Source organism: Streptomyces filipinensis, assembly GCF_014649495.1.
In the GTDB taxonomy this organism is placed as follows: domain Bacteria; phylum Actinomycetota; class Actinomycetes; order Streptomycetales; family Streptomycetaceae; genus Streptomyces; species Streptomyces filipinensis.
The window spans coordinates 1-11,334 of sequence record NZ_BMTD01000043.1 but is presented as its reverse complement, the minus strand read 5'-3'; the positions used below and the strand labels follow the sequence as shown (position 1 = coordinate 11,334).

Sequence of the window (11,334 nt, the reverse complement as noted above, 5' to 3'; positions counted from 1 at the left end):
CCGCCGCCGCCGCCGCCCGAGCCACAACCCCCGCCCGAGCCGGACCCGCCGCCGCCGCCGCCCGAGCCACAACCCCCGCCCGAGCCGGACCCGCCGCCGCCGCCCGAGCCGGACCCGCCGCCCGAGCCGGACCCGCCGCCGCCGCCCGAGCCGGACCCGCCGCCCGAGCCCGACCCGGCTCCGGAATCGACCCCAGAGCCGGAATCGGGCTCCGGTACCGGCGCTGGCGGTTACGAACCGCGTCCCTATGGCGAGAGGATGCTAACCGCCGAGAGCCTGGACTCAGTCGTGCAAGACGATTCCAAGGATGAATAAGGCGAGGGCTAACTAAATCTCCCGGGGCAACACGACGATGGACCGCAGGTTCAAGCTCGTGCTGTAGGCCGAGATCGGCATCCCCATCTGCTGGCGTCACATGTCAGGGGGCAAGCGTTTACATGGGGCCTTGCCATCCGATGGTGACCCTGCGGTCACGTCGAGGCCGCATGGGCAGTGCTCTCCCGAGCAGGCGGCCCGCTTAGAGCTCGGGAGCGGTCACGCGGAAGGGGTCACCCATCCTTGCAGATGGGTGACCCCTTTTTTGCTGGTTGTATAACCCTTGGGGGGGGATCCAACTGGTTTTTGGCGGTTCAGCTTTTTTCGTAGAAGATATTGCAATTTGGGTGGTTACTGGCGTTTAGGAGGAGACTGACGGGGCAGAGGAGAAGTCCCGCAAGGTCGGTGCTTGGTGCTGACGGGCTGGCCGACGGGGCCGCAGGGGCTGCGGATGCCGCGGGTACGAAGAGGCCCAGGCAGAGCAGGGGGGCGGTGAGCACTGCCACGACGCGGGCACAATGCCGCTTACGCAAGGATTGCAATGCTTCTATCCTTTCGGGTCGGTATCGTCACCCGGGAAACGAGGCTTGCCCCGGGGGGGATGCGGCCCCTGGTCTGGATCAGACCAGTAGGAATTCGGTTAAGCAGTGGTGGTAGCCGGCGACCGCTGGCGGGGTACGCGCCCGTGTGCGGCACGGTACCGGGGGAACTGACAGCGCGGGCCGGCTTGGTGTCGGTCTACTGCGTCCACTCGCGGCGGTGGTTGCAGAACCCGCAGGTGGAGGGGCTCGCGGTGGAGTTGTCGGCGCCGCAGTGCTGGCAGGTCCAGGTGCCGCCGGCGGGGTGCTCGGCGAGGAAGGTACGGGCTTCGTCGGCGGCGGCCGCGCTGGTCTCGTATTCGGCGGGGCTGTTGTGCTGGGTGCCGTCGGCGGCGAGTGCGGTGTACATCCAGGTGTCGTTGGGGTCGGGCTGGTGGAGGACGGCGGCGGTGCCGCCAGCGTGCTGGACGGTGACGGGGGGCTGGGGGAGGTGGGCGCGGGAGGGCACGGCGTCGGGCCACTTGGCGCGGGCGGACTGGCGGGTGATGCCCCACGCGGTGCCGATCTGGGGGTAGCCGGCTCCCTGGTGTCCGGCGGTCCGTGCGGCGGCGGCGGCCCGGCGCTCGACGGCGGCGGCGGCCTGGCGGAGGGAGTAGAGGAGGGCGAGCTGGTAGTCGCCGGAGAGCACGACGCGGTCGGGGGCTTCCCCGCCGGCGGCGCGGTGGTCGCGGGCGCGCACGGAGATCTGCCACGCCATCGCGTCGGCGGCCTCGGCGACGGCCTCCTGGAGGGCGAGCACGTCGTCCTCGGTCGGCTCGGTGTAGGCGGGGGTCCGGAGGGTGTTGATGTCGGCCCAGATGTCGGTCTGACTGTCGATGTCCATGTTGACAGTCTTTCCTGTCGCAGATTCTCCGGCAATCAAAACTGTCAACTTGGCATATGACAGTCCATGGTGTCGCTTGTTCTGCGGTGGACGGGCCGGGGGCGGCGCCGGCTCCCGCCGCTCCTCCGGGCCGTTATACATGCGCAGGAAGCCGTCGGACTCCTCGTCCACCGCGCCAAGCGGCACGCAGAAGACCTACGCCTACCACTTGGTCGATCACCTGCGGTGGCGCGTTCGGGAGAGGCTCCACGCTCAATGGGCCCGCAACTCCGGCGATCTGGAGAACTACTTCGAGGCCGCCGACGGATGGGAGGAGACCGCGATGATCGGGGTGCTGTAGGGCGCCGAATTCCGCGTCTCAGATCTCACGATGGATTTGCGCGGCAGCTTTTAGCGAGACCGCTCCCACAGGCACATCCGGCCCCAGTCCACGGACTGTCCGAGGCATCGCCAGCAGATCGGTGCCGATAAACAGTCGCATGCTCAGCCTTGGGGAGCGAACTTCACATCCAATGGCGAACCGCCAAGCTGTACCGAGCCAATCGCGCTGTTGGTGGTGTTGTCGATGACCGTCATCGTTCCTGTCGCATGCGTGAGATAAGTTCGTGCGCTGTCCGGAGTGACGGCTAGAACCCGAGGGAAGGGATCGACCGAAATGGTGGCGGCCACGGTGTTGGTTGCGGTCTCGATGACGGACACTCTGCCAGGATTTTCTTGCAACAGGCCCTCATATGCAAGGTATGCCCGTTTACCGTCTGGGCTCAGTGCCACCATCGTTGGCGCCTCGTCAATCGAAACCTTACTTACGGTGAAGAAAATTCGGGTGTCGACGACGTACATCGAGGCGCGCCCGAGAACATACGCGCGGGTGCCATCAGGCGACAGCGCCAATCCCCTAAGGACGTCCTCGCCAGGGAATCCAATTCTTCTGGCGTAAAGGGGATTCCCTGGGTACATGCGGGTTAGCGCATTTCCAGTGAAGTAGAGGAGGCCGTCCGGCGCGATGGCCACATTCAATGGAGCGTCGCTCACTGGCATGGAACCCAGCCAGCCGTTGGTCTCGGTGTCGATGAGGTCCAACGTGTTGAGTGACCCTGTCTGGACATAGCCGTAACCGTTCGGCCCGATCACGATGCCTTCCGGGCTGGCGACTGGCACTGCGGTGCGGACTGTGTGAGTGACAGTATCGATCACCGAAACGTTGTCCGACGCGGCGTTCGTGACGTAGGCGCGGCTGCCGTCCGAGGTAAATGCCATTCCCCTCGGGTCTCTACCTACCGGCACAGAAGTGAACAGACCGTTGTTGGTCGTCTCGACGAGCTGGACAGTGTTGAGGTCACCGTTGACCACGTAAGCAACGAATCCTGTGCCACCGCTCATGCTGCCTGCCAGTTCACATAACGGAGCTCGCGCTGCCGCCGAGGGAAGCGTCCGCTTTTACAGGTACATCCTGACTGCATCCGGCATGCTGGCAAACGAGGCACGGCTGGAGATCGGGACCCCCGCGACCCGCCTACCGATCCACCCACGGGCCTGCAGTCACCGGCGGTGCCCCTGGCCCCTCTGGGACTGGTGGCCCCCGGAGGGCCGCCGGGGGCATGTTCTAACCGCAGCTGTCGGCTTGGAGGGACATGCGGATCGGTCCTCCGGTGCGGCTTTTGCGTCGGAGTACGTGGGCGCGGATGACGCGGATGCCAGGTGGGATTGGAACGCTGATGGGATCGCGGCTCCAGCGGACCCATAGGGCGAGATCGCCGAGTTCGGCGGCTTGGGTCAGCTTGTCGAGGGAGAGGGCTTTGCTGGTCCTGTCGATCTCAATGCTGATGAGGCGCCCAGTCTTGGACCGGTGTCTGAGCTGGAGATCGAGTCGTCTGCTGCGCGTCTCCTCAGACTCCGTTGGGAGGTGGACTTCCTCCCGGGCGTTGTAGCCGAGACTTTGTGCCCACTGCGTGATCGAGTCGGTGAAGAATCTCGTCGTCTCAATCGAGGTGAGGTCGCTGAAGTGCTGGCGGTTGAGCCAGGCACGTAAGGAGTTGGCGGCGGCATCGAGTCCTGCATTTGGCATGACACGAGTATCTGGTTCGTCGCAGCCCCGCGTATCGGTGACGGTCAGCTTCCCGGGGCGGGATGCGTGCGTCCCGGCGGGCCGGCTAGGGGATGTCGCCGGTCCAGTCCCAGTGCCAGGGGTCGGCGGTCCGGGCCAGGATCAGGGCCAGGGTGCCGACCGGACCGAGGGCTTTGGCGGTAGGTGCGGAGCGTGCGGACGGGGCAGCGGAGGACATCAATGGACACCTCAGGCCAGCCCCAGACACTCACCGGTCCGCAGACGATCGTGCTCGGCGCGTTTGTCCTGCTCACCCTCGCAGCGTCCTCGGCGGCGCTGTGGGGAAACGCTGAACAGAGCGAGCGCGGCTTCCGGCTTCTGAACTGGCTGGACAACCGCCGCAAGACCAAGACCTCACCCGCAGAATCGGGCCTGTAACGCTCAAAGCCCCCTATGCCGCGCCGCGCCTGCTGCGGGCATCGACCTTCTCTCCGACGTGCCTCGTCAGCCATGCTGCCGGGATGCGGCGGCGGTGCATGGCCCTGACCCTGAAGTCATGGCCGTGCACCGCGTGATCGTCTATCCGCCCGACGCCGAGGGCACCCGCATGGTCCGATACGACGGTGTCATCCTTGGCCGCGCGTTCCGGCCCTCGGACATCCAGGAGTTTCTCCGCGCAGCCGGCTTCCCCGACGTCGAGGACCTGGACCTCTCCGACCCCCTCTTCGAGTGGCGGGAGATCGGCCCGGAAAGCTGGACCGACTCGTCACCCTCGTAGCGTCGGACTGGTCCGGTAGGTGGTTGGTCAGAGTGGCCGAATGGACGGACGAGCCCGCTCGGCGGCCTGTCCGAACTACCGTTTAGCCCCCACGGGCCGATCCTCTGGGGCGTGCCGCGTCCCTCGTTGCGCCGGGCGGCCACCGTCGTTGAGGAGTGCATGGAGAGCCAGCAGCTGCCGTACGGCATGAGGCCCGATATTCCCGTCACGTACGCACAGTGCGCGGTCTGCGGGGTGATGGGCGGTCTGGCACTCGCCGAACAGCCACTGTCGCCCCTGATCGACCAGATGGGTGCGCACATTCGCGAGTACCACCCTGACGTCAGCGTCCTGGACGCGCTCCAGCTTGTCCCCGACATCGGCCACCCCCCGGCGGACCGCGACGCTGCCGCATGGGTCGCCGAGTACAACATGAGGGCCGGGCGCAGCCTGTAGGGAGACGACACCCGGGCGGGCGCATGGGATTTGGGAGGCAGCGCCTTGTCGCCCCACACTTCCCCCGTGACCGCTCCTCCCCGCGACCGAGGCGTCGCCAAGCTCATTCCCCAGTCCCCGGCCGCGCCGGCAGAACAGGCCGCAGCTGCCCTCGCGGCGCTTTCCTCCGTACCCGTGCACGTCGGAGTGCTCCAGGCGGCGGCTGTCCTCCTGGACGCGACTGCCTGCAAGTCCGACGACGACCAGCTGCGTGCTACTGCCGAAGCCGCCGTCGCCCACCTCCGCAGGGCTATGGGGTACACCCAGCGGCCCCTCCCTGACAGCGGCTGGTTTTCCGTGCCGGTGTCAAGGGCGCCCGAGTAGGTGGTCTTCGTGAGGCCGATCATGTTCCCGCTCATTCCGCTCGGAGGGCAGACCCGTCCTCACAGCGTTCAATGAGGGCGAACAGCAGCAGAAACCCCCGCATGCCGAGGCGTACGGGGGTTTTGGGGCGACTGGGTATCGGCCCGCCGCGCTCAGGCGGCCTTGCGACCGAACACTTCCTTGAACACAAATGTCAGACCCACCATCGGGGCATGCCGCAGGATTTGGAGGGCGAACGCGGCTGCATCTTGCGGGTTCAGGCTGGCCATCTCGGCGCGCCACTCGCGCTGGTAGCGCGCACGCTGCTCAGAGGGAAGAAAGACGAGCGCCAGCATGAGCTTCCGTTCAGCTGCTCGTGACGCCAGGAGGGCCCTCCCGGGTACTACAGCCTCTTCCCAGAACCTGATCGTCTTGGGGATCCGGACATAGCCCGCAGCGGCGAGAAGCTCTTGTCGGGTGGGGGTCCGGCCAAGCTCGGTCCGCAGCTTGCTAGCAGCAGCCCCGAGCAATTCCGCAAGCTCCAGCTCGTGTGCCTGGCGTCGGACCTCACGGCGCATCCTGACTGAGCGAGCCAGCGCACTGACCACCAAGGCCACTACCGCAGCGCCAAGCAGAACAAGGCCACTCACGCTACGCCCCCCTGCGGGCGGAGGCCGAAAGCCTGCTTACGTGTGCGCTTCGCCAGCGCCGCGACAGCAGCTTGCGCTCCGCGCTCGCTCAGCCGGTAGTAGCGGCGCTGTGGGCGCCCTTCCTGCTGGGGGTCGATGTCCTCCCAGCGGCTTTCCAGCCACCCGCACTGTTCCAGGCGGATCAGGATCGGGTAGATCGTGCCGCCGGGAAGGTCCGCGGCCTCGGCGATCTGAAGTCCGTAATGCTCGTTGGCGGGGCCAGCCAAGAACGCGGAAAGCACGGCCCGCGTGGCCAGCGTCATTCGAGGTTCACCCATACCCATACCCTACTACTACCTAGCTAGGTAGAGATAGACGTAGACCCCTAGATAGAGTAAGACTATGCCTGTCACGTTGGACGCCTGACCTCCGCCGAGAGGCCAGCCCGCGAGAACGGCATGTCATGACCACCTGGGCACTCATAGCCCTGCTCTGCGGCATAGGACTTCTCCTGGCGCTCATGGCCGGAGTCATCGCCGCCGCGCTGCCTCACCCGACCGCGCCCCACTGGACCGACAGGCTGCGCCGCGGTGCCACCTGCGCCGGCATCGTCCTGACCCTCTACATCGCCCTCGTCGGCATGGTCGTCGGCCTGATCGCCCTGCTCACGATGCGCACCTGATCCCCCGCGCAGGAACCGGCGGAATCGAGCAGCCCGCACGCCGATGCGTGCGGGCTGCTCGCGTCACCACACAACGGGGACAGCTCGGCCTGCACCGACCGGCCCTCTGCCGACCGTCACGCGCCCCACCTCCCACGGGCAGCTGCCCGACCAATCCGGTGCTGTGGGGACTCCTCATGACGGGAGTCGGCCGAGGTGGAGAACGCGCGCAGTAGGGTGCGGTCATGTTTATTGCTGCTGTGTCGCCCCGGTCCACGGGTAAGACGACGGCCATCTGGTGGCTGCTCCATGCCCTCCGCGAGCGCGGGTACGACGTCAAGGGGTTCGACGCAGACGAGTCGAAGCAGCTCTACCGGTGGTGGCAGGCGTCGGACAAGCAGTTCGACGTGACCAGGCTGGCGGACACCCGGTTCCATGCAGAGGCCCCGGAGAAGCTCCCGGACGGCCACATCGGTGCAGTCGACTGCGGCCACCTGGAGAACCACGCCGGCATCGGGTACTCGGTGCTGCGCGTCGCGGACCTGGTCATTGTCGTGTGTGCGGCGACCAACGGCGACGTCGAACGCATGGAAGAGCTGCCCATGGACGGGTTCCTGGACCTGGCGTGGGCCAAGAAGAAGGACCCGACCGCGCCCCGGCCGAAGGAGTGGGTGCTCCTGGTCCGCGTACAGCCGGGCACCCGGACGTCGCCGGAGGGCATCCGCAAGGGCCTGGTGGAAGAAGGCTGGGACGTCTTCACCACGATGATCCCGTCCATCCAGAAGTACGCGAACACCGGCGAGGGCCTGCCCATCCACGCGGCTGGCTCCCACTTCGATGAGCTGGTGACGGAGATGGAGCAGCGGGGGCTGATCAGCAAGTGAGCAAGGGCCCTACCCCCGAGGAACTGCGCAGGCTCCGGAAGCTCCGCAGGCAGCAGGAACAGGAAGCGTCTGGGCGCGCCGCGGCGACCCTGACCGAGGACGACGTCGCCCAGGGTCGGCCGCAGCCGATGATCAAATTCGAGGAGCTGCCGGCCGCGGTGGACTCCCCCGACGCCCAAGGGCCGCTCACCGCCGAGGAGGAAGTGACCTGGGAGCTGTGCCAGCGCTCTTTCGCCCAGTACAAGGAAGCGTGGTTCGTCGCGGCCGGTGCGCTGGACATCTCGCTGCGGGGCCGGCTGTGGCGGCGGGACTACGACACCGCCGAGGCGTTCATCAGGGACGTGGCGGACATGTCGACGTCGAACGCCTATCGGCAGATCGCCGGGGCGCGCATCGCGGCACTGCTCGCCGACCCCCCGCGCCTCGAACTCGAATCGAACGATCAGTCCCGCATGCGGGACTCGGGCAACGTGCAGGCCTACGTGATCAGCCAGCGCGCGGCCGAAAGTCTGACGCCCATCCGCGAGGACTACGGGGACGACGCCGCCGCCGAGGCGTACCGGACGGTGGCCGAGGCGACCGGCCGCGACAAGGTCAGCCAGAAGACCATCACTGGCATCGTCAAGCAGTTCCCCCGTAAGGCTGCGGAAGAGCTGGACACCGAGCAGCGCCGGGAGCGCCTCCACGCACTCGCGGTGCAGCAGGCCGCCGCCGAGGCTGCTGCCAAGGCGCAGCCGGCCGGGCCGGTCGCTGCGTTCGCGGCGTACGTGGCCACCGCCGAGGCATTCGCGGCCAAGACGGACGGGTTGGCGGCCGCCTACGCCGCCGCCGCCGCGACGGACCCCGTGGAGGCGAAGCGCCTCGCGGTCCGGCTGCGGGACCACCTGACGGTGGTTGTCGACAACCTGCCGGACGTCTAGGCCGCGCCCGCTCTCCATGAACGGTGAGTCCCGCATGCGGGACTCACCGTTCTATTTAAATCGAACGATCTGTCCCGCATGCGGGACTCTGCGAGACACTGCTTTTGGAATGACCCCGGCTGGGCCTGGGCGCTTGCGAGTTTGGGCGAGCGCATCAATGTAGGGGTGCGGAACACAGCCGAGAGGGGGGCGCGTGGTGGAAAGCCAGCAGCAGGACAGCCGTGGCGAGAGCGAGCCAGCAATTCCGTCAGCAGTCAGCTACACCGCCTTTGTTGACGAGAGCAGCACGTCCGGGCTCCGTTCAGGCATGGGCAAGCTGTACGGGTACGCCGCCATTGTGGTTCCTACGGCGCGCATGCCAGAGCTCACTTCCTGGATCAACTGGGCGCGAGAGCAGCACCAGATAGCCGTCGGCGAGGAGTTGAAATGGTCTCCGAACCGGAAAGCGCAGCCTGGCCGACACAGCATCCAGGCTCCTCGACGCACGCGCCGACCAGATCTGACGACGGGCGGGTGGCACCCAAATTCGGGTGCCACCCGCTCGTGCATTCCGCGGCCCCGAAGCTGTTCTCGGCGCGGACCGTGCTCAGACTGCGATCAAGGGAGCAGGCGCCTCGCCGGACCGGCCGGCCAGCCAGACGCAGTAAGCCAAGTTGGCTTGCGTCCGCAGCTTCCAATGGCTGCTCCCGTAGGCCCTCACCTCTCCAGGCCCGGGTTCCCCCATGACCTTGTGCCAGGCGGCGAACCACGGCGGCAGCTGCTCGACGCCGACCCCGCATGAGGTGAGGAAGGCGATGTACTGGTCCAGACACCCCGGCAAGGACCGGGCGGAGACGATGCTGTGCGCCGTGCTGCGCGGCAAACGCCAACCTCCGGCCATCAGCGCCATGGCTCGGAAAGACGGCCGCCCAGCGGCCGCGTATGCATCACGCAAGGCACCGCTCAGATCTGCCCTGTCGCGAACGAACTGAGGATGAGGCCGCACCCCAGTCGCCGCCTGGCGCGCTCGGACGGCAAGGGAGACTGCCGCCCGAGCGTGGAGGCTCGTCCAGCGCAGCAAGAGACCGCTGCCCGCTCCGACACCGCACGCGCGCAGATAGCCCAGGGCAAGCGTCTGAGCCGGCAGCGTCTTCCCAGAGGCGGCCCGTTTGAAAGATGCGGCGGACCACTGACTCGTCTTGGCCATCTCGGCATACGTGATGCCCGCCCTGGTCCGCGCGTCGCGCAGGAACTGGGCGTGTTCGCCAACCTCGCGGACCGTGTAGTCCACGGGAGATTCGGGGCGTCCCACGCCGACCCCCTAGCTGCCCGTCCCGGTGCCCGGTGCGAACGCCGCTCGCAACAGCCGGCTCGACAGGCCAGCCCCCACGTTCCGCACGCCCGCGGCGACCAGCACGGCGACGCTGACCGCGCCAACACCGCCGAGCAGGACGAGGATGTCCTGCACCGGCATGCGGGCGGTGAGGCTGAGGGCGACGGCGGCCGCGAGGAAGGCGGTGATCACGGACGCGTGTGCCATGCCAAATCGCGCGGTGGGGGCGGAAGGGGGCGCCGTCGCCCCTGTGGTCCGGTTCATCTTGAGGCTCCCTTTGACGCCTCGGACGGCGGCCTCGGCTGCCGTCCGACTGCTACTGGCTCCAATGCGGCCTGCTCCGCTGGGTGATTGGCGTCACCCGGGCAGCGGACAGGCTCCTGATCCCTTAACGATGTCAGGACCGTCGGCATGCTCCGCGCGCGCGATGCGATTGGCTCACAATCTGTCCAAGAGGACGCGAGAAACGGGGGTTGAGTGCACTGGCCTGCGGAAATGCCGGATTGGCTCAACCTTCGTCCAGCCCTCGGGGACACGTTGTACCCGTGACGGGGTCAAAGTTGGCTCCACACAGATGAGTCGGCCTCGTTGAGGTCCAGCTCAACTTGCTTCCCGTGACGCTACTGGCTCCAACCTGAAGCACACGCGGGGATGGCCGACCACGTTGGCGCGTGGGCGGCACGAAACGGCGGCGGGGTCGCCTCCAGACTTCGGAGGTGACCCCGCCTTCGTGGTGCACGGAGCGGCCTACAGGTTCACGTCGATGTAGTCGATGTCCGTGAACTCCACCAGCAGCTGCTGGGCACGGCCGCCACTGTCCTTGAAGTAGACCTCTTGGAGTCCTTCGGCAGCGATCCGCTGCAACTCGGCCTCGGCGGCGCCGGCATCCTGGGCGGCCAGCAGCCGGCCCGCGAACTCGGGGGGCAGGTGCTGGGTGATGCGCCGCATCCGGCCGTCGTCCGTCGTCCCGGGGGCGGCCGTGAACCCGAAGCGGGCGCGGGTCTCGATCACCAGGCCGGTGGACTTCGCGGCCTTGTCCCGGGCGCGCTTGCGCACCAGGGGCTGCCACCGGCGCCGGACCTCAGTCTCCATCCGGGCCGCGAGATCAGCCTTGGGGCGCTTGATCTGGTCTTTCACGTACCGCTCGACGGTGCGCTGCGAGACGCCGAGCAGGGCGGCAACTTGCTTGGTGGAGCCCTTGTGCTGCTTGACGAGGTACCGCATCTGCGCGCCTGCGCTGCGCGGGATCGGCCGCGTCCCGACCGCCTGCGCGGCCCGCTCCAGGCTGTCTCCGATGATGCCCATGGTGTTCCTCCCTTGCCCCAGCAGGGACAGTTTCGCGGCCGGGTCTGACAGGCCCGGCAGGGGGGGTTGGTGTGAGGGGCTGGCGCGGCCGTGGAGGATGTGCACATGACGCGCCCGATGCTGACCCAGCGGGAGGCGGCCGCCGCGTGCGGCGTCAGCCGCTCCACGATCCGCCGCCGCCGTGAGGCCGGTGACCTGCCCGGTTGTGCGGAAGACCCCCGCCGGGGGTGGATGATCCCGGTGGACGCCCTGCTGGCCGCCGGCTTCCGCCTCAACGCCCCCTCACC

The 11,334-nt window shown here is 67.6% G+C and carries 17 protein-coding genes; 8 read left to right on the top strand and 9 right to left on the bottom strand.

What is annotated here, in order from left to right; all coding sequences use genetic code 11:
* Nucleotides 1-1,053: 1,053 nt before the first annotated feature.
* The gene (locus IE244_RS41100) at nt 1,054-1,737 is read right to left on the bottom strand and encodes a hypothetical protein (RefSeq protein WP_191878692.1); all 684 of its coding nucleotides are present in this window, start codon (nt 1,735-1,737) and stop codon (nt 1,054-1,056) included.
* A 139-nt stretch (nt 1,738-1,876) separates the two neighbouring features.
* Between IE244_RS41100 and IE244_RS41095 the strand changes: the two genes are divergently transcribed.
* Nucleotides 1,877-2,077 carry a hypothetical protein gene (locus tag IE244_RS41095; RefSeq protein ID WP_191878691.1) on the top strand — a complete coding sequence of 67 codons (201 nt, stop codon included), beginning with the start codon at nt 1,877-1,879 and terminating at the stop codon, nt 2,075-2,077.
* Nucleotides 2,078-2,220: 143 nt separating this feature from the next.
* Here the strand turns inward: IE244_RS41095 and IE244_RS41090 are convergent, their stop codons facing one another.
* The 3 genes from IE244_RS41090 to IE244_RS42935 form a co-directional block, all read right to left on the bottom strand.
* The gene (locus IE244_RS41090) at nt 2,221-3,117 is read right to left on the bottom strand and encodes a beta-propeller fold lactonase family protein (protein ID WP_191878690.1); all 897 of its coding nucleotides are present in this window, start codon (nt 3,115-3,117) and stop codon (nt 2,221-2,223) included.
* Between the two features lie 223 nt (nt 3,118-3,340).
* Complete coding sequence (locus IE244_RS41085; protein WP_191878689.1) at nt 3,341-3,802, bottom strand: hypothetical protein; 462 nt, start codon at nt 3,800-3,802, stop codon at nt 3,341-3,343.
* A gap of 85 nt (nt 3,803-3,887) precedes the next feature.
* Nucleotides 3,888-4,019: a hypothetical protein gene (locus IE244_RS42935; protein WP_268252938.1), complete on the bottom strand. Its 132-nt coding sequence runs from the start codon at nt 4,017-4,019 to the stop codon at nt 3,888-3,890.
* A gap of 2 nt (nt 4,020-4,021) precedes the next feature.
* On the opposite strand from IE244_RS42935, the gene IE244_RS41080 reads away from it, so the two are divergent.
* From IE244_RS41080 to IE244_RS41070, 3 genes are all read left to right on the top strand, one after another.
* Nucleotides 4,022-4,219 (top strand): hypothetical protein, encoded by a 198-nt coding sequence (locus IE244_RS41080; RefSeq protein WP_191878688.1) that lies wholly within the window; start codon nt 4,022-4,024, stop codon nt 4,217-4,219.
* A 118-nt stretch (nt 4,220-4,337) separates the two neighbouring features.
* Nucleotides 4,338-4,559 carry a hypothetical protein gene (locus tag IE244_RS41075; protein ID WP_191878687.1) on the top strand — a complete coding sequence of 74 codons (222 nt, stop codon included), beginning with the start codon at nt 4,338-4,340 and terminating at the stop codon, nt 4,557-4,559.
* Nucleotides 4,560-4,718: 159 nt separating this feature from the next.
* Entirely contained in the window at nt 4,719-4,994 is a 276-nt protein-coding gene (locus IE244_RS41070; RefSeq protein WP_191878686.1) for a hypothetical protein, read from the top strand.
* A gap of 515 nt (nt 4,995-5,509) precedes the next feature.
* On the opposite strand, the gene IE244_RS41065 is transcribed toward IE244_RS41070, so the two are convergent.
* Together IE244_RS41065 and IE244_RS41060 are read right to left on the bottom strand one after the other, a co-directional pair.
* Nucleotides 5,510-5,692, bottom strand: a complete 183-nt coding sequence (locus IE244_RS41065; RefSeq protein ID WP_191878685.1) for a hypothetical protein — start codon at nt 5,690-5,692, stop codon at nt 5,510-5,512.
* Nucleotides 5,693-5,982: 290 nt separating this feature from the next.
* Nucleotides 5,983-6,288, bottom strand: coding sequence for a PadR family transcriptional regulator (locus IE244_RS41060; protein ID WP_191878684.1), 306 nt, complete (start codon nt 6,286-6,288; stop codon nt 5,983-5,985).
* Between the two features lie 140 nt (nt 6,289-6,428).
* Here IE244_RS41060 and IE244_RS41055 point away from each other — a divergent pair, with 140 nt between their 5' ends.
* The 3 genes from IE244_RS41055 (at nt 6,429) to IE244_RS41045 (ending at nt 8,430) form a co-directional block, all read left to right on the top strand.
* Nucleotides 6,429-6,647: a hypothetical protein gene (locus IE244_RS41055; RefSeq protein ID WP_191878683.1), complete on the top strand. Its 219-nt coding sequence runs from the start codon at nt 6,429-6,431 to the stop codon at nt 6,645-6,647.
* Nucleotides 6,648-6,871: 224 nt separating this feature from the next.
* Nucleotides 6,872-7,510, top strand: a complete 639-nt coding sequence (locus tag IE244_RS41050; protein ID WP_191878682.1) for a ParA family partition ATPase — start codon at nt 6,872-6,874, stop codon at nt 7,508-7,510.
* Nucleotides 7,507-8,430, top strand: coding sequence for a hypothetical protein (locus tag IE244_RS41045; RefSeq protein ID WP_191878681.1), 924 nt, complete (start codon nt 7,507-7,509; stop codon nt 8,428-8,430). The genes IE244_RS41050 and IE244_RS41045 overlap by 4 nt, the downstream gene beginning before the upstream one ends.
* A gap of 586 nt (nt 8,431-9,016) precedes the next feature.
* Here IE244_RS41045 and IE244_RS41040 read toward each other — a convergent pair.
* From IE244_RS41040 to tpg, 3 genes are all read right to left on the bottom strand, one after another.
* Nucleotides 9,017-9,700, bottom strand: coding sequence for a helix-turn-helix domain-containing protein (locus tag IE244_RS41040; RefSeq protein WP_191878680.1), 684 nt, complete (start codon nt 9,698-9,700; stop codon nt 9,017-9,019).
* Nucleotides 9,701-9,730: 30 nt separating this feature from the next.
* A complete protein-coding gene (locus IE244_RS41035; protein WP_191878679.1) occupies nt 9,731-9,949 on the bottom strand; it encodes a hypothetical protein in 219 nt (72 codons plus the stop codon).
* Between the two features lie 540 nt (nt 9,950-10,489).
* Nucleotides 10,490-11,047 (bottom strand): telomere-protecting terminal protein Tpg, encoded by a 558-nt coding sequence (gene tpg, locus IE244_RS41030; protein ID WP_191878678.1) that lies wholly within the window; start codon nt 11,045-11,047, stop codon nt 10,490-10,492.
* 105 nt (nt 11,048-11,152) lie between these two features.
* Between tpg and IE244_RS41025 the strand changes: the two genes are divergently transcribed.
* Nucleotides 11,153-11,334, top strand: a 182-nt coding sequence (locus IE244_RS41025) for a helix-turn-helix domain-containing protein (protein WP_191878665.1), incomplete at its 3' end; no start/stop codon positions are given.

Excerpts from the sequence above, each read along its gene's own strand:
- IE244_RS41065 (WP_191878685.1), bottom strand. The coding sequence starts at position 5,692 with ATGCTGGCGCTCGTCTTTCTTCCCTCTGAGCAGCGTGCGCGCTACCAG.
- IE244_RS41055 (WP_191878683.1), top strand. The coding sequence starts at position 6,429 with ATGACCACCTGGGCACTCATAGCCCTGCTCTGCGGCATAGGACTTCTC.
- IE244_RS41050 (WP_191878682.1), top strand. The coding sequence starts at position 6,872 with ATGTTTATTGCTGCTGTGTCGCCCCGGTCCACGGGTAAGACGACGGCC.
- IE244_RS42935 (WP_268252938.1), bottom strand. The coding sequence starts at position 4,019 with ATGTCCTCCGCTGCCCCGTCCGCACGCTCCGCACCTACCGCCAAAGCC.
- IE244_RS41070 (WP_191878686.1), top strand. The coding sequence starts at position 4,719 with ATGGAGAGCCAGCAGCTGCCGTACGGCATGAGGCCCGATATTCCCGTC.
- IE244_RS41090 (WP_191878690.1), bottom strand. The coding sequence starts at position 3,117 with ATGAGCGGTGGCACAGGATTCGTTGCTTACGTGGTCAACGGTGACCTC.
- IE244_RS41080 (WP_191878688.1), top strand. The coding sequence starts at position 4,022 with ATGGACACCTCAGGCCAGCCCCAGACACTCACCGGTCCGCAGACGATC.
- IE244_RS41035 (WP_191878679.1), bottom strand. The coding sequence starts at position 9,949 with ATGGCACACGCGTCCGTGATCACCGCCTTCCTCGCGGCCGCCGTCGCC.
- IE244_RS41075 (WP_191878687.1), top strand. The coding sequence starts at position 4,338 with ATGGCCGTGCACCGCGTGATCGTCTATCCGCCCGACGCCGAGGGCACC.
- IE244_RS41060 (WP_191878684.1), bottom strand. The coding sequence starts at position 6,288 with ATGACGCTGGCCACGCGGGCCGTGCTTTCCGCGTTCTTGGCTGGCCCC.
- IE244_RS41095 (WP_191878691.1), top strand. The coding sequence starts at position 1,877 with ATGCGCAGGAAGCCGTCGGACTCCTCGTCCACCGCGCCAAGCGGCACG.
- IE244_RS41100 (WP_191878692.1), bottom strand. The coding sequence starts at position 1,737 with ATGGACATCGACAGTCAGACCGACATCTGGGCCGACATCAACACCCTC.
- IE244_RS41085 (WP_191878689.1), bottom strand. The coding sequence starts at position 3,802 with ATGCCAAATGCAGGACTCGATGCCGCCGCCAACTCCTTACGTGCCTGG.
- tpg (WP_191878678.1), bottom strand. The coding sequence starts at position 11,047 with ATGGGCATCATCGGAGACAGCCTGGAGCGGGCCGCGCAGGCGGTCGGG.